The organism is Bacillus sp. GC_Bacil_1, assembly GCF_026540675.1.
Classification (GTDB): Bacteria; Bacillota; Bacilli; order Bacillales; family Bacillaceae_G; genus Bacillus_A; species Bacillus_A cereus.
This window is the reverse complement of the sequence record NZ_JALNUG010000007.1, coordinates 230,626-247,812: the sequence shown is the minus strand read 5'-3', so window position 1 is coordinate 247,812 and position 17,187 is coordinate 230,626. Positions and strand designations below refer to the sequence as shown.

The following is a 17,187-nucleotide window of genomic DNA, read 5'->3' as shown; positions in this document are numbered from 1 at the left end:
CCTGCAACATGTTAGAAAGAACGTTGCGTGTATTAGAATACAATAAAGTAAAAGAACAATTACTTGAACATACAGCCTCTTCACTTGGCCGTGATAAAGTGAAGAATTTAGTGCCGAGCACTGATTTTGAAGAAATTGTAGAAATGCAAGATACAACGGATGAAGCAGCGAAAGTCATTCGTTTAAAAGGTAGTGCACCATTAGGTGGCATTACGGATATTCGCTCGAATGTGAAGCGTGCAAAGATTGGAAGTATGTTAAGCCCAAATGAACTACTTGATATTGCGAATACGATGTATGGTAGCCGTAATATGAAACGTTTCATTGAAGATATGGCTGATAACGGTGTCGAGCTTCCGATTTTAGAAACTCATGTCGCTCAAATTGTATCTTTATATGAGTTAGAAAAGAAAATTACAAATTGCATCGGTGATGGCGGTGAAGTAGTCGATAGTGCGAGTGATAAACTGCGTGGTATTCGTACTCAAATTCGTACTGCGGAAAGCCGTATTCGTGAAAAGTTAGAAAATATGACGCGTTCTTCAAACGCGCAAAAGATGCTGTCTGACTCGATTGTAACAATTCGTAATGAACGTTACGTAATCCCAGTAAAACAAGAATACCGCGGCGTATATGGCGGTATTGTTCACGACCAATCTGCTTCTGGACAAACATTATTTATTGAACCACAAGTAATTGTAGAATTAAATAATGCACTACAAGAAGCACGAGTGAAAGAAAAACAAGAAATTGAACGCATTTTATTAATGTTAACAGAAGAAGTGGCAGTAGAAGCCGATATCGTTTTATCAAACGTAGAAATAGTTGCAAATCTTGATTTCATCTTTGCGAAAGCTTTTTATGCGAAACGAATTAAAGCAACGAAACCAATTGTAAATAACGAGCGTTATATGGATTTAAGACAAGCTCGTCATCCGCTAATCGATCCAGAAATTATTGTGCCAAATAACATTATGCTAGGTAAAGATTTCACAACAATTGTTATTACAGGACCGAATACAGGTGGTAAAACAGTTACGCTGAAAACAGTTGGTATTTGTGTATTAATGGCGCAATCTGGTCTTCACATTCCAGTAATGGATGAGTCAGAGATTTGTGTATTTAAAAATATCTTTGCTGATATCGGTGATGAGCAGTCGATTGAACAAAGCTTAAGTACGTTCTCCTCACATATGGTGAACATTGTAGATATTTTAGAAAAAGCTGATTTTGAAAGCTTAGTTTTATTTGATGAATTAGGTGCTGGAACAGACCCGCAAGAAGGTGCTGCCCTAGCAATTTCGATTTTAGATGAAGTATGTAACCGCGGTGCTCGCGTTGTTGCTACGACGCATTACCCAGAATTAAAAGCATACGGATACAACCGTGAGCAAGTTATTAATGCGAGTGTTGAGTTTGATGTAAATACATTAAGTCCAACTTATAAGTTATTAATCGGTGTACCAGGTCGCAGTAACGCCTTTGAAATTTCGAAGCGCCTTGGATTATCTGATCGCGTTATTGACCAAGCACGTAACCACATTAGTACAGATACAAATAAAATTGAAAATATGATTGCGAAGTTAGAAGAAAGCCAGAAGAACGCAGAGCGTGACTGGAACGAAGCAGAGGCACTTCGCAAACAATCTGAGAAACTTCATCGTGAGTTGCAACGTCAAATTATTGAGTTTAACGATGAGCGTGATGAAAAATTATTAAAAGCGCAAAAAGAAGGGGAAGAAAAAGTCGAAGCTGCGAAGAAAGAAGCAGAAGGTATTATTCAAGAACTTCGTCAATTGCGTAAAGCACAGCTTGTAAATGTGAAAGACCATGAGCTTATTGAAGCGAAGAGCCGTCTAGAAGGAACAGCGCCAGAGCTTGTGAAGAAACAAAAAGTAAACGTGAAAAACACTGCGCCGAAACAACAGTTACGCGCAGGTGATGAAGTAAAAGTATTAACGTTCGGTCAAAAGGGTCAATTACTTGAAAAAGTAAGTGATACAGAGTGGAGCGTACAAATCGGTATTCTGAAGATGAAAGTAAAAGAATCTAACATGGAATACATTAACACACCGAAGCAAACAGAGAAAAAAGCAGTCGCAAGTGTGAAGGGTAGAGATTACCACGTTTCATTGGAACTTGATCTTCGCGGTGAACGTTATGAAGATGCAATGATGCGCGTTGAAAAATATTTAGACGATGCCCAGCTTGCAAGTTATCCTCGTGTATCAATCATTCACGGTAAAGGAACAGGAGCGCTTCGCCAAGGTGTACAAGATTACTTGAAGAAGCATCGCGGCGTGAAGAATTACCGTTACGGTGACATGGGCGAGGGAGGCCTAGGCGTAACAGTTGTCGAATTAAAATAGCAAACAACGAAACAAAGGGGAAACCATTATATGTTTATGGACAAACTTGCAAAAGTATTGTTAGCTTGTTGTGGAATATTTTTGGTGATTGGGGTTATTTATTTAGTTGTTTTTGCGAAGTGAAAAAGCGTCAATCGTGGCATAATGATATTGCCATAGATTGACGTTTTTATTATATATGAAAAGGAGCAAAACATGAAAATCAACCAATACATAAGCGAAGCAAAATCATGCTCAAGACGTGAAACAGACCGCCTTATTAAAGCTGGACGCGTGGCTATTAATGGCGAAATATGTACGCACGGTGCACTTGTGAGCGATGGTGATGTTGTAACGATTGATGGACAGGTTATTGCGAAAGAAGAGAAAGAAAAGGTGTATATCGCATTTCATAAACCAGTCGGAATTACTTGTACAGCAGCTGATCATATTGAAGATAATATTATTGATTATATCAATTACCCAGAGCGAATCTTTCCAGTTGGGCGATTAGATAAAGCATCAGAAGGACTTATTTTATTAACGAATGATGGCGCGATTGCCAATCAAATTTTACACGGTGATCACGAACACGAGAAAGAATATGTTGTCACAGTCGATAAACCTTTTACGGACTGGTTTATTGATGAGATGTCCAGCGGTGTAAAGATTAAAGATGGTATGACGAAGCCGTGCAAAGTGACGAGAGTCGATCAATCAACATTTCGTATCGTTTTAACGCAAGGAATGAACAGGCAAATTCGTAGAATGAGCCGTGCTTTTGGGTTTACTGTAATAAAGCTAAAGCGAGTACGGATTATGAATATAGAGCTAAATGAGCTTGAAGTAGGAAAGTGGAGGAGCGTTACATCGGGGGAATTAGACATTCTAATAGATCAGTTATAGGGAGGAAAAATTTTCTCCCTATATTTTTTTGTCAGAAAAAATAAAACTATTGATTTTTTAAAAAATAGCCCATATAATAAAAAACAACAAGTTTCGACAAGATATTTTATAAAAGTAATGATGAGGACATGAGTTGTATTTTACGATTCTCAGAGAGGGGAGCCTTAGGCTGTGAGCTTCCTAATACGAAAAGACAAGCTTACCACCTCTAAACTTCAAGAGTGAACTGCATACATGATGCATTGTAATTCTTGACGGATAAAACCGTTATCAATTTACACGAGCTATAAAATGAGCTTATTTTGCTATAAATTCATTTTATTAGAATAAGGGTGGAACCACGATTTCAACACTCGTCCCTTTGTTAGGGACGGGTGTTTTTTGCGTTCTTTTACGGGGAAGTATGCTTGAAAGAGGATATGTGACGGATTTTAATTCAGAATATTTTGTCAATTAATTATTTTAGGAGGTTAGTAGAAATGAAGTCATCTTTAAAGTTTTCAGAGATGTTTGCAATAAGTTTAATGTTATTTGCACTGTTTTTTGGTGCAGGCAATATGATTTTTCCACCAGCGTTAGGGCAAGGTGCTGGAACGGACGTATGGATCGCGCTGTTTGGTTTTATCGTAACAGGGGTTGGACTACCTTTATTAGGAGTAATTGTTATAGCTTTAAAGGGAGATATTAATGAGCTAGCAGGACGTGTACATCCTATATTCGCACTTGTTTTTATCACTGCAATTTATTTATGTTTAGGCGTATTCGTAAGTGTGCCGCGTACAGGAACAGTAGCTTATGAGATGAGTGTTGCACCGTTTTTACCAAGTGAGATAGCTGGTCAGTCATATCCACTTGTTATCTTTACACTTATTTTCTTTGCAGTCACTTTCTATTTAGCTTTAAATCCTTCGAAATTAGTGGGGCGTATTGGTAAAGTACTAACTCCAATATTATTAGCAGTTATTGCAATTATCGTAGGTAAAGCACTTATTACACCAATTGGAGAATTTGGTGCACCGACAGAAGCGTATAGTGCTCCTCTCTTTAAAGGATTTATTGATGGATATTTAACTTTAGATGGACTTGCAGCACTGGTATTCGGAAATGTTGTAATTCATGCGTTAAAAGAAAAAGGCATTACAAATAAAAATAGTATTGCAAAAGTAACAATCTTTGCAGGATTTATTGCAGCGCTTGGTTTACTACTTGTGTATTTAGCGCTTGCGTATCTTGGAGCTTCTAGTGTATCGCTTGGAATGGGCGCAAACGGAGGAATTATTTTAACAAATGTCGTGAATCATTTATTTGGTAGCTACGGAACTTTATTACTAGGGATCGCAATTACAGCAGCATGTTTAACAACTTCTGTAGGTATTGTTGCAGCTTGTGGTGATTACTTCTCTTCCTTATTACCAAAGCTTTCTTATCAAAAAGTCGTTTTTATTTTCTGTGTATTAGCATTTATGGTAGCAAACCTTGGGTTAACTCAGTTAAATGCATTAGCATTACCAATCTTAATCGCCATTTATCCAATTGGAATCGTACTTATCGTATTATCACTTGTTGAAAACTACGTTCGTCTTCCATTAGCGATGTATGTGGGCGGGATTGTAGGAGCATTTGCAATAAGTTTCTTTGATGGGTTACACAATGCAAACCTTCAAATTGCAGCGCTAGCACCTATTTTAGATAAGATTCCATTATATAGTGTAGGAATTGGTTGGTTAGTTCCAGGCATAATCGGTATAGGATTTGGTTATATAGTTTCTAAGTTTCAAAAGCAGGAAATTGCTGTAGAAAAATAGAGAAAAGAGGCTTTCTATAATAGAAAGTCTCTTTTTTTGTAGAAAAAGCCATATATAGAGAAATTCAGATATTAAAAATTTTATACGTAATATAGTTGACAAAAAATTTATGAGTAGGCTAAGATTGACTTAGTTGTGGAAATATTGGAAGGGAAGTGAGGGAAAGGGGTTTCTATAACTAAAGTGTTGTTAGGGGAAGAGGTGAAAGAAGAGGAGAAGAGATAGTTTATTTTTTTTGATTTATATTGAGAATGATAATCAATAAATAAGTTTTATAATTTTTTCTCAGTTTCTATGCCTTCATATAAGGAATAGGGTGAGATATTATTTTTAACATTAAATGAGAATGATAATCAATAATGCTTATGTTACATAAAAGAATGCTAATTAAATAATAGGTAGAAGAGATTATTTTTTTTCTTATAAATTGAGAATAATTATCATTTTCAAAAAGTGAAGTGAAAGATAACAAAGGAGGAAACAAGAAAAATGAAAAAGGTTTCTGTATTACCCGCTTTTATTATAACGTTCGTATGTATGCTAGCTTTTCTTGTAATGCCATACGGGAATGCATCAGCAAAACTAGCTGATGGTACTTACGATATTAATTACGTAATTCAAAAAGCGGAAAATGATTCAGCTTCAATGGCAAATGACTATTTTGAAAAGCCAGCAAAATTAATAGTGAAAAACGGTGAGATGAGAGTACAAGTTCCGATGAATCATAGTGCTTGGATTACAGAATTTAAAGCACCAGAGAACGGGAATTTTGTTGATGCGAAAGTTGTTAGTAAAGATGAATCGGCAGATAAAAGAACAGTAGAGTTTAAAGTAGATGATTTATCCAAACCAGCAGCTGTAAAAATTCATGTTGTTGTACCAAATGCAAACTATGACCACCACTACACAATTCGTTTTGCTTTTGATGCAAATGTAAAAGCTGTAGGTGGCGATAACGGCGTAGCTGCTACAACAAAAAATAATGATCAAGCGAAAACAGATACACAAGTAAAAGAAGAGAAAACAAAAGTAGAGAGTAAGGAAACAGCTAAAGAAGCGAACAAAGAAACAAAAAATGAAAATGGAAAAGCTGAAAAAACAGATAACCCAAAAACAGGCGATGAAGCACGTATTGGATTGTTTGCAGCGTTAATTCTTATTTCAGGTGCTTTCTTAATTCGTAAAGTGAAATTGAGTAAATAAATCTTTTGAAGGGTGATGAATATATGTTTAAACAATTTAAAATGATTATTGCCGTATTTGCTGTTTTATTTACATTTATCGCAACACTAGGTTTACAAGATGCAAAGGCTGCTACAAAACTAGCTGATGGAAAATATAATATTGCTTTTACTGTATGGAAAGGCGATAAAGATGAATCGTCTAGAATGAATAGTTATTTTGAAAGCCCAGCAACATTAACAGTTAAAAATGGAAAACAATATGTTTCATTTAAAGTGAAAGATAGTGCTTCTATTAAAAGTTTCCAAGTAGAAAAAGATGGTCAATTTGTAGAAACAACCGTGTTAAGTGAAAACAAAAAAGATAATACTAGAGTTGTAGAATTTGAAGTTGCTGACTTGTCAAAAAAACTAAATGGCAAGGTGAAAATTAATATTCCAATTATTAATTATAATGCTTCGTATGATATTCGCTTTGTATTTGATGGGAACAGTATTAAATAATTTTCAAAAGGGAGAGTCGTTCCATTGAACAGGTATACAAAAATTATTGTTGCTATGTTTTTAATGATATTTACATTCGTATCAACATTACAACCACTTGCAGTTCAAGCAGCTACCAAGTTGGCTGACGGTGAATATTCAATTGGCTTCAAAGTTTTAAAAGATACATCAGATGAAGAATCGATGATGAATCAATATTCAGTAAGCCCGGGAACTTTAAAAGTGAAAGATGGGAAAAAGAAAGTATCCTTTACATTAACGAATAGTTCATGGATTACGAAGTTTGAAACAGAAAAAGCAGGTAAGCTAGTTGCGACAAATGTAATTAGTGAAGATAAAGAAAAAGATACAAGAGTAGTAGAATTTGATGTAGAAGATGTAGCGAAGGTATTAAACGCAAAAGTAAAAGTAGATATTGATTTTTTAAATTATCATCATGAGTACGACGTTCGTATTGCATTTGATCAAAATAGCATTACACCAATTCATGTAGAAAAACCAAATGAAAAAGAGGACCCAGCTAATAAGCCAGATCCAAATGAAACTACCGATCCAGGTCAGAAGCCCGACCAAAAGCCTGACCCAGATCAACAACCAAATTCTAACACAATTAAAGATGGTGCGTACAGCATTCCATTTAAAGTATTAAAAGATCAAACAGATGAAGAATCTAAGATGAATACTTACATGGTAAATCCAGGAGTATTAAAAGTAGAAAACGGTAAGAAAAAAGCAATTGTAACACTAAAAAGTAGCTCATTAATTAAAAATTTCCAAACGGAAAAAGATGGCGCATTTGTTGATGCAAAAGTAGTGAGTGAGGATAAGGAAAAAGATACAAGAGTAGTAGAGTTTGAAGTAAACGATTTATCTAAAAAACTAAATACAAAAGTATTTATCGAAATGGCATCAAGAAATTATAAGCAAACGCATGATGTACAACTTTTATTTGAACAAGATAAACTTGAACAAATTAAAAATGAAGAGAAACAACCAGAAGTAGAAAAACCGGAAGCAGAAAAACCAGAAGTAGAAAAACCAGAAGTAGAAAAACCAGAAGTAGAAAAACCGGAAGTAGAAAAACCAGAAGCAGAAAAACCAGATGAAAATAAAAAACCAGATGCTGAAACAATTAAAGATGGTGAATACAGCATCAATTTTAAAGCATTAAAAGATCAAACAGACGAAATTTCAATGATGAACACATATACAAAAAGTCCAGGTGTGCTAAAAGTAAAAGATGGTAAGAAGTATGTATCATTTACGTTAACGAACAGTTCATGGATTACAAAATTTGAATTTGAGAAAAATGGTTCGTTTGTTGATGCAAAAGTAATAAGTGAAGATAAAAAAGCTGATACACACGTAGTGGAAGTAGAAGTACCAGATTTATCGAAAAAGTTAAATGCAAAAGTAAAAGTAGATATCGATTCAATGAATTATCACCATTTTTACGATATTCAATTTGCATTTGATAAAGGTAGCATTAAGCCGTTAGATAACCAAGGAGGAAACGACAACCAAGGAGGAAATAACAACCAAGGAGGAAACGACAACCAAGGAGGAAACGACAACCAAGGAGGAAACGACAACCAAGGAGGAAATAACAACCAAGGAGGAAACGACAACCAAGATAATAACACAACAATTGATCCAAAAGCTCTTAAAGATGGTGAATACAGCATTGGCTTTAAAGTGTTAAAAGATCAAACAGATGAAATCTCAATGATGAACACATACACAAAAAGCCCAGGTGTATTAAAAGTAAAAGATGGTAAGAAATACGTATCGTTTACATTAACAAATAGTACATGGATTACGAAATTTGAATTTGAGAAGAATGGTTCTTTCGTTAATGCAAAAGTGTTAAGTGAAAATAAAGAACAAAATACAAGAGTAGTAGAAGTAGAAGTAAACGATTTGTCTAAAAAATTAAATGCAAAAGTAAAAGTAGATATTGATTCAATGAATTATCACCATTTCTACGATGTTCAATTTGTATTTGATCAAGACAGTATTAAAGCTTTAGGGAACCAAGGAGGAAACGACAACCAAGGCGGGAATGACAACCAAGATGGGAATGGAAACCAAGGTGGAAATAATAACCCGAAAGTAATAGTTGATCCGAAAAATTTAGTAGATGGCCAATATGATATTACATTTAAAGTATTAAAAGATAAAACAGATGAGATTTCAAAGATGAATGACTATGTTGTAAATCCAGCGAAATTAATCGTAAAAGATGGTAAAAAATACATTGAGATGACGCTGAAAAATAGTGCGTGGATTACGAAATTCCAAACGGAAAACAAGGAACTATTCGCTGATGCGAAAGTAGTAAGCGAAGATAAAAATGCAAATACGCGAGTAGTACAGTTTGAAGTAGAAGATCTATTTAAAAAATTAAACGCAAAAGTAAAGGTAGACATCGATGAGATGAACTACCATCATTTCTACGATGTACAAATTCAATTTGATACAAATAATATCGGCGCGTTAGGAACTATTAAAGAGGAACCGAAAAATGAACCGAAAAATCCAGTGACTACACCGAAAGTAGATAATGTAAAAACAGTAGGTACTCCTGATTTTAACCGAAATGCAGATGGTCAGAAGAAAAAAGAAGATACAAAAAATGATTCGAAAAAAGAGAAAAACTCAAAAACTGCAGATACAGCACAACTTGGTTTATACATGGTGTTACTGCTAGGTTCACTTGCTTTACTAGTTCGTAAATATAGAGCAGGTAGATTGTAATTTTTGGAGTCTTGATGCATGTTCGCGTGCATCAAGACTTGTTTCATATTGTATGGAAGGGAGTGGTGATTGAGAGTGAAGAAAATCGTAAGTGTACTAATGGCTATCATTTTGTTAATGAGTATAGCCGGGTGCTCATCACCAAAAAAAGAAACAGCAAAGCAGGTAAAGAGTGAGAGTAAGGAGCGCGTTGTTGCAACAACAGTGGCTGTTACTGAAATTATGGATGCGTTAGAAGTAGATTTAGTTGGCGTTCCAACAAGTTCTAAAACTTTACCGAAGCGATATAAAGGTTTACCTGAAGTTGGGAATCCAATGAGTCCAGATATGGAAAAGGTAAAGTCATTAAAGCCTTCAGAAGTGTTATCTGTGACAACACTTGAATATGAATTAAAGCCAGTTTTTGATGATGTGGGTATGAAAGCAAACTTTTTAGATTTAACGAGTTTAAAAAATATGCAAAGTTCTATTAGCGATTTAGGTAAGAAATATGGACGTGAAAAGCAGGCTGAAGCAGTAGTAACTAAGTTAGATAAAAAGGTTGCTAGCATTCAAAAGGAAGTAAAAGGAAAGAAAGAACCGACAGTGCTTATTTTATTAGGTGTGCCGGGCAGTTATTTAGTAGCAACAGAGCATTCTTATATTGGAGATTTAGTGAAACAACTAGGTGGTAAAAATATTGTGCAAGGTGAACAAGTAGAATATTTAGCTTCTAATACAGAGTATTTAAAGAAAGCTGATCCAGATATTATTTTACGAGCAGCTCATGGTATGCCTGATGAAGTTGTAAAAATGTTTGATAAAGAATTTAAAACAAATGACATTTGGAAACACTTTGCTGCGGTTAAAAATAACCGTGTTTACGATTTAGAAGAGCGTTTATTTGGAACGACAGGCAATTTAGCAGCAATTGAAGCGTTAGATGAATTGAAAAATATGATGTATCCGTGATGCATTTTAATATAAAGGAAGAGCAGAATGAATAAAAAAACTTGGAGTTTCCTCATTGTTACTGCATTGCTCATTGTTATGACATCATTGTCAGCGATGAAAGGGAGTTTAGAAGTAGGTATTGTTGAACTTGTGCAAGGGATATTTACAGGTGGGAATGAAGATGTTGAAGTCATTAAAGATTTACGTTTCCCGCGTATTATTATTGCGCTGTTCACTGGAGCGGCTCTTGCAGTTTCAGGGGTGCTTTTTCAAGCTGTTATGAAGAATCCACTCGCTGATGCTGGGGTAATCGGTATATCTTCAGGAGCTAGTTTTATGACACTCGTTATTATTACATTGTTCCCGCAATTCTTTTTCTGGACACCCGTATTCGCCTTTTTAGGTGGTGCGTTTGCGTGTTATCTCGTTTATTCGTTTTCATGGAAGTCAGGGTTAAGCCCGCTTCGCATTATTTTAATTGGTATTGCCATTAATGCGATGTTTACTGGATTAAATGAATCATTCGTTACGATTTGTGGGTATTTTATTAAGAGTATTAAGCAAACGACGACTTCTAACATAACAATGAAGACGTGGGGCGATGTAGAAATAATGGTGACTTATGGAACGATTGGTCTTATTCTTGCTCTGTTCGTAGGAGCTTGGTGTAACTTATTATCGCTACAAGATAAGACTGCGAAAAACTTAGGCTTGCACGTGACGAGAGTTCGTCTTATTATTTCTGCCATTGCAGTACTCTTAGCGGCAGTATCAACAGCGATTGCAGGTGTTATTGCTTTTGTAGGATTACTAGTTCCGCATATTTCAAGACAATTAGTCGGTTCAGACCATAAAGTATTAATTCCATTTTCTGCTCTTGCAGGCGCGTTATTAATTTTGACGGCGGATACGATTGGAAGGTTAATTGTGCCACCTAACGAAATTCCAGCAGCAACAATTATGGCGGTTATTGGTGGTCCATTCTTAATATTCTTGCTTAGAAAGAGTGATAAAGTTCATGGAAATTAAAAATGTAACCTTTTCATACGATAACGTAACAAATCGTTTAAAGTCTGTTAGTAGTGAAATAGAAATTGGGAAAATTACAACAATTATTGGCCCGAATGGATGCGGGAAATCAACATTACTTAGTGTCATGTCTAGAAATCACGTTCCTAGCAGTGGAGAAGTAATACTTGATGGGAAAGCGATTAGTGAATATAAACCGAAAGAGTTTGCTAGAAAGCTAGCAGTTGTCCATCAACAAAATGAGGCTCCAGCAGATATTACAGTGGAAAAGCTAATAAGCTTTGGGCGTATGCCATATAAAAATATTTTCTCTCCGCAAACAGATGAAGATAGAGAAGCGATAGAGCGCGCACTAGTATGTACGAATTTACAAAGTAAGCGTGATAAGCCAATCTATGCTTTATCTGGTGGAGAGAGGCAGCGAGTTTGGATCGCAATGACATTAGCTCAAAATACACCAATGCTTTTCTTAGATGAACCGACAACATATTTAGATATTTACTATCAGCTAGAAATATTAGAGTTAGTGAAAGAGTTAAATGAAGTGTATGGGCTAACGATTGTAATGGTATTACATGATATTAATCAAGCCATTCGTTATAGCGACCATATTATCGTTATGAAAGATGGAGAGATCATTACGAAAGGTAATCCTAATGATGTAATAACAGAAGAAATGGTTAAAGCAATATATGGTGTAGATGTCATTGTAAAGCAGGATGAAGATACCGGATTGTACATGGTACCTATGGGAATCTAAAGGCTGAGCATAATCCGTTTTGAGGTGATAATTTGAATAGCAAGAAAGGACGGAAAAAGAATTCTTTTTTTCAACGCATACTTACAATTGCGTTTTTAGGAATCTTTTTCTATTCAATGTATGAGTTGGGCGGGATTTTCATGGATTATTATGAAAATCGTAAAGTAATGGCTGAGGCACAACATATTTATAAAAGAAGTCCAATGGAAGAAAAATCGGAAGACGGAGAGGTACGTAAACAGTTTCAGGATCTCCAGAAAATTAATCCAGAGATAGTCGGATGGATTACGATGGATGATACACAAATTAATTATCCAATCGTTCAAGCAAAAGATAATGAGTACTATTTATTTCGTAATTATAAAGGTGAAGATATGAGAGCGGGCAGCATTTTTATGGACCATCGTAATGATGTGAAATCTCGAAATCGCAATACGATTTTATATGGTCATCGTATGAAAGACGGTTCTATGTTTGGTAGTTTAAAAAAGATGTTGGACGAAGACTTTTTCATGTCCCATCGTAAATTATATTACGATACATTATTTGAAGGATACGACGTTGAAGTTTTTTCAGTATACACGACAACAACGGACTTTTATTACATTGAAACGGATTTTGAAAATGATGCAGCATATACATCGTTCTTAAAGGAAATTCAAGAAAAATCACTGTACAAAACGGATACGGAATTGACGGCTAATGATGAAGTTGTAACACTTTCTACTTGTGACTATGCGCTTGATCCAGAGGCTGGAAGGCTAGTTGTACACGCAAAATTAGTAAAAAGAAATTAAAGAAAAAAGTATAGAATATGAGAAGTGATAGATAACGCTTCTCATATTCTATACTTAAAAAAAGAACTGTTTTTACTGTGCTGCAGCCATTGGCATACGTACAACTTTTACATCATAGTAAGCAATTTTATTATCAAGAATATATTCTGGCATCCCGCCTTGATGTGAGTGAGCATCTTTAAATGCGGCGCTCTTTGTCCAACCTTGGAAATCTTCTTTTGCATTCCAGCGAGTGCTAATTGTTACTTCATCATAATCAACTGTATTTTGCGTTAAAAGAACTTCTAGACCTAAAAAGCCTGGCATCGTTTCAACTTTACCTACTTTATTAAAACGCTCAATTAATTTATGTCCATTTCCCTTTGTAATTTTAGCTGTATTTGTAACAATAATCATGTTTATTCCTCCTATAAATGTAGCTATATTTTCAAGAACTCATATACATTAAATGATAATGAAAATCATTATCAATGTCAATGGTAAATGTGAAATATATAATTTTTTTCTATTATTTTGGACAGTAAGATTTCCATTTCAAAACGTAGTAAATATGTGGCGGTTAAGTGCGAGAATGAGCGAGTTGTACTAGCAAAGCAATAATATGGTATAGTGAAACGAGGCTGTTTTTTCAGGCTCTTTTTTTAAATGCTTCCTATAGAGAAAGCATGCAAATGGAAAGGAAGTTATTATATGCGATCAGAAGTAACTATAAAAATAAAAACGAAATTTATAAAAGAAATTAAAAGTGGATACCCACTTATTTTAAAAGATGCAATTCAAAATTTAAACGATGTTCGTGAAGAAGGGACAATCATCAAAGTAGTAGATGAGAAGAACAACTTTGTCGGAAAAGGTTATTATGGAAAACAAAATAAAGGATACGGCTGGATTTTAACGAGAAAAGAGAGTGAACAAATTAATCAATCTTTCTTTGAAAGTAAAATCAAATCTGCCTTACATAAACGAAAACAATTTTATAAATCAAGTGATACGACAGCATTCCGTGTGGTGAATGGTGAAGGTGATGGTCTTGGCGGATTAATTATTGATTACTATGACGGCTACTACGTAGTAAGTTGGTATAGTGAAGGGATTTACACTTTCAGAGATGAGATTATAGCAGCTCTTCAAAAAGTAGCAAACTTTAAAGGCATTTATGAGAAAAAGCGTTTTGATACGAAAGGGAAATACATTGAAGGTGATGATTTCGTAGCAGGAGAGCGCGGTGAGTTTCCACTTATCGTAAAAGAGAACGGTGTGAACTTCGCTGTTTATTTAAATGACGGGGCAATGGTTGGTGTATTTTTAGATCAACGTAACGTTCGAAAACAAATTCGTGATAAATATGCAAAGGGAAGAACAGTGTTAAATATGTTCTCTTATACAGGTGCTTTCTCTGTATTTGCAGCGCTAGGCGGAGCGAGTAAAACGACGAGTGTTGACCTTGCAAATCGTAGTTTAAGTAAAACAATTGAGCAGTTTAGTGTCAATGAAGTTGATTATGAAGCACAAGATATTATTGTAGAAGATGTATTTCTTTACTTCAAATATGCAGCGAAGAAAAAGATGAAATTTGATATGGTCGTACTTGATCCTCCAAGCTTCGCCCGATCAAAAAAATATACATTTAGTGCAGCAAAAGATTATAAAAATTTATTAAAAGAAACAATTGCTATTACAGAAAATAACGGTATTATCGTTGCTTCTACAAATTGTAGCGCATTCGATATGAAAAAGTTTAAAGGCTTTATCGATACAGCCTTTAAAGAAATGAATGGCAAATATAAAATATTAGAAGAACATTCTTTACCAGAAGATTTCCGTACCATTAATCAATTTAAAGAAGGAGACTACTTAAAAGTAGTTTTCATCGAGAAAATTAAAGGTTAATAAAGAAAAGGAGCTCGAGTTTACTTGAGCTCCTTTTCTTATTGAACGATATTTTGTACTCTACCGACTTGCCCGTCCTGCAATCGTACTTTAATGCCATGCGGATGAGAAGGGGATTTTGTTAAAATATCTTTTACAATTCCACGTGTTAATTTGCCTGTTCGTTGATCTTGTTTTAATACAATATCAACTTCAAGACCGGGCGCGATATTAGAACGTTTTTGTCCGTTCATTTACACACCTGTACGTCTACGTTGGTTGTTTGTTTTCTTCGTTTGTTGGTTTTGTAATTTTTTCGTTTCTTGGCTTTGATTTTTTGCATTTTGACCATTTCCATTTCCTTGCTTTTTCTTAGCAAGTTGTTCGCGCATTAAATCAGCTAAGCTTACTTTTTTATTCTCTGACATGATAAGTCTCCTTTATATAAAGTTAATTATGAACAATCGTAGTGAATTTCATCATATCATTGTTAAGGAAGGAAGGGAAGTTGGTTTGAAAATTCATATAATTGTTTCCAGTCTGTAGTAGTTACGATACAATTGGATTGTTAACGTTTGTAAAAAGGGGATAGACATATGTCACATCATATTTTATTAGTTGAAGATGATATCTCAATTCAAGAGATGGTGGAAAAGTATTTAATAAAAGAGGGCTTTCAAGTAACAATTGCGTCTGATGGAGAAGAAGGTGTGAACACATATTTAAAAGGTTCATTTGATTTGATTATCCTTGACATTATGATGCCAAAGCTAGATGGCTTAGAGGTTGTACGAATCATTCGTGAAAAAAGTGCAGTTCCGATTTTAATGATGTCGGCAAAAGATACAGATGTTGATAAAGCTGTTGGATTAGGACTTGGAGCAGATGATTACATTTGTAAGCCGTTTTCTATGATTGAATTGGCTGCACGTGTAAAAGCAGGTATTCGGAGGTCTACGAAATACTCGGCTACAGAAACAATAGAAAAAATGATTCAAATTGGTGATTTAACAATTGATCCAATTAATTTTACAGTTGAAAAAAACGGGAAGCCTCTCAAACTTACTTTAAAAGAATTTGAGATTTTAAAGCTATTCGTAAAGAACCAAAATCGTGTATTTACAAAAGCGCAAATATATACGTTAGTTTGGAATGAAGAGTATTACGGTGATGATAACGTTATTAATGTTCATATGAGAAGATTGCGTGAGAAAATCGAAAGTGATCCATCTAATCCAGAATATATTAAAACGTTATGGGGCATCGGCTATAAGTTGGAAGTGATGTAATATGGTCAATTTGTTAATAGGTATTATTTTTATATTGTTATGTGTTATTTATATGCAATATAGAATGAGAAAAAATAGTAGTAAAAATTTACGATACACATATGAAAAGTTAGAAAGTATTGTAAATGACAAAACAGGCGAGACGTTACTCGTTATGACAGATGATCTAGAATTGCAAAAATTATTAGTGGCAATTAATCAATTATTAGTTGCAAAACAGAAAACGAATGCAGATCATGCAAAAGTAGAAATTTCGATGAGAAAAATGCTTTCAAATATTTCGCATGACTTGAAAACACCACTAACAGTTATTCTTGGATATACAGAAATGTTAAATAAGGATAAAACGATAAATAAAGAAGAACAACAAATATTACTTGAAAAAGTGCATACGAAAACACTAGAAGTGATGGAGTTAATTCATAAGTTTTTTGACTTGGCAAAATTAGAATCTGGTGACAAAGCAATTGAAATGACAAAAGTAAATATGAATGAAGTTTGCCGCGAGAAGATTTTATCTTTTTATGATTTAGTGACGACGAAAGGTTTTCAGGTTCATATTGATATACCAGAAAGAAATATATACGCACTTGGAAATGTAGAAGTATTAGGTAGGGTATTGAATAATTTAATATCAAATGCGATTACATATGGAGACGATGGAAAGGCACTTGGTATGACGTTAAGAGATGATGAAACGAGTGTGTATATAGACGTATGGGATAAAGGAAAAGGGATTGATGAATCTCATATTGATAAAGTATTTGAGCGTATGTACACACTTGAAGATTCAAGAAATAGATTGTACCAAGGAAGCGGTCTAGGATTAACGATTACGAAACGGCTTGTGGAAGCGATGGACGGAAAAATTCACCTTTCTAGTAAACCGTATGAAAAAACAATTTTTACAATTGTATTAACAAAGATGCAGTTTTAGCTTGTAGAGCAGTAGATTCTACAAGCTTTTTTTCAGCGTAAGGAATTTGTAAGAAACGGGTAAGAAAAAAGA

General features: G+C 34.7%; 16 protein-coding genes and 1 other annotated feature. Of the genes, 13 read left to right on the top strand and 3 right to left on the bottom strand.

Annotated elements, in window-relative coordinates; translation table 11 throughout:
• Positions 1-8 precede the first annotated feature (8 nt).
• The 10 genes from OXT04_RS13730 (at position 9) to srtB (ending at position 13,020) form a co-directional block, all read left to right on the top strand.
• Positions 9-2,369 carry an endonuclease MutS2 gene (locus OXT04_RS13730; protein ID WP_061660092.1) on the top strand — a complete coding sequence of 787 codons (2,361 nt, stop codon included), beginning with the start codon at positions 9-11 and terminating at the stop codon, positions 2,367-2,369.
• Positions 2,370-2,564: 195 nt separating this feature from the next.
• Positions 2,565-3,254: a 23S rRNA pseudouridine(2604) synthase RluF gene (locus OXT04_RS13725; RefSeq protein WP_000700736.1), complete on the top strand. Its 690-nt coding sequence runs from the start codon at positions 2,565-2,567 to the stop codon at positions 3,252-3,254.
• Positions 3,255-3,362: 108 nt separating this feature from the next.
• Positions 3,363-3,618 (top strand) — a binding site (T-box leader).
• Between the two features lie 115 nt (positions 3,619-3,733).
• Positions 3,734-5,059, top strand: a complete 1,326-nt coding sequence (brnQ6, locus tag OXT04_RS13720; protein WP_000842650.1) for a branched-chain amino acid transport system II carrier protein BrnQ6 — start codon at positions 3,734-3,736, stop codon at positions 5,057-5,059.
• Between the two features lie 489 nt (positions 5,060-5,548).
• On the top strand, positions 5,549-6,262 hold the full coding sequence (gene isdC, locus OXT04_RS13715) for a heme uptake protein IsdC (protein ID WP_023523143.1): 714 nt from the start codon (positions 5,549-5,551) through the stop codon (positions 6,260-6,262).
• A 23-nt stretch (positions 6,263-6,285) separates the two neighbouring features.
• Positions 6,286-6,744: an NEAT domain-containing protein gene (locus tag OXT04_RS13710; RefSeq protein ID WP_000476164.1), complete on the top strand. Its 459-nt coding sequence runs from the start codon at positions 6,286-6,288 to the stop codon at positions 6,742-6,744.
• Positions 6,745-6,768: 24 nt separating this feature from the next.
• Positions 6,769-9,501: an NEAT domain-containing protein gene (locus OXT04_RS13705; protein ID WP_267415264.1), complete on the top strand. Its 2,733-nt coding sequence runs from the start codon at positions 6,769-6,771 to the stop codon at positions 9,499-9,501.
• Between the two features lie 69 nt (positions 9,502-9,570).
• The gene (isdE, locus tag OXT04_RS13700) at positions 9,571-10,452 is read left to right on the top strand and encodes a heme ABC transporter substrate-binding protein IsdE (RefSeq protein ID WP_002094153.1); all 882 of its coding nucleotides are present in this window, start codon (positions 9,571-9,573) and stop codon (positions 10,450-10,452) included.
• 27 nt (positions 10,453-10,479) lie between these two features.
• A complete protein-coding gene (locus tag OXT04_RS13695) occupies positions 10,480-11,463 on the top strand; it encodes a FecCD family ABC transporter permease (protein ID WP_001036841.1) in 984 nt (327 codons plus the stop codon).
• On the top strand, positions 11,453-12,223 hold the full coding sequence (locus OXT04_RS13690) for an ABC transporter ATP-binding protein (protein WP_000403765.1): 771 nt from the start codon (positions 11,453-11,455) through the stop codon (positions 12,221-12,223). Before OXT04_RS13695 ends, OXT04_RS13690 begins: the two co-directional genes overlap by 11 nt.
• 32 nt (positions 12,224-12,255) lie before the next feature.
• Positions 12,256-13,020 (top strand): class B sortase, encoded by a 765-nt coding sequence (gene srtB / locus OXT04_RS13685; RefSeq protein WP_001086119.1) that lies wholly within the window; start codon positions 12,256-12,258, stop codon positions 13,018-13,020.
• A 72-nt stretch (positions 13,021-13,092) separates the two neighbouring features.
• Here the strand turns inward: srtB and isdG are convergent, their stop codons facing one another.
• Positions 13,093-13,416, bottom strand: a complete 324-nt coding sequence (gene isdG, locus OXT04_RS13680; protein ID WP_000587818.1) for a heme oxygenase — start codon at positions 13,414-13,416, stop codon at positions 13,093-13,095.
• 294 nt (positions 13,417-13,710) lie between these two features.
• Between isdG and OXT04_RS13675 the strand changes: the two genes are divergently transcribed.
• Positions 13,711-14,910: a class I SAM-dependent rRNA methyltransferase gene (locus OXT04_RS13675; protein WP_098533466.1), complete on the top strand. Its 1,200-nt coding sequence runs from the start codon at positions 13,711-13,713 to the stop codon at positions 14,908-14,910.
• Positions 14,911-14,948: 38 nt separating this feature from the next.
• Here OXT04_RS13675 and OXT04_RS13670 read toward each other — a convergent pair whose 3' ends face one another.
• The gene (locus tag OXT04_RS13670; RefSeq protein ID WP_001014307.1) at positions 14,949-15,143 is read right to left on the bottom strand and encodes a YwbE family protein; all 195 of its coding nucleotides are present in this window, start codon (positions 15,141-15,143) and stop codon (positions 14,949-14,951) included.
• Positions 15,144-15,317: a hypothetical protein gene (locus OXT04_RS13665; protein WP_001293578.1), complete on the bottom strand. Its 174-nt coding sequence runs from the start codon at positions 15,315-15,317 to the stop codon at positions 15,144-15,146. It lies immediately after the preceding gene.
• Positions 15,318-15,485: 168 nt separating this feature from the next.
• Here OXT04_RS13665 and OXT04_RS13660 point away from each other — a divergent pair, with 168 nt between their 5' ends.
• Positions 15,486-16,178, top strand: coding sequence for a response regulator transcription factor (locus OXT04_RS13660; RefSeq protein WP_000018029.1), 693 nt, complete (start codon positions 15,486-15,488; stop codon positions 16,176-16,178).
• Between the two features lies 1 nt (position 16,179).
• Positions 16,180-17,115 carry a HAMP domain-containing histidine kinase gene (locus tag OXT04_RS13655; RefSeq protein ID WP_267415261.1) on the top strand — a complete coding sequence of 312 codons (936 nt, stop codon included), beginning with the start codon at positions 16,180-16,182 and terminating at the stop codon, positions 17,113-17,115.
• The last annotated feature ends 72 nt before the right edge of the window (positions 17,116-17,187 follow it).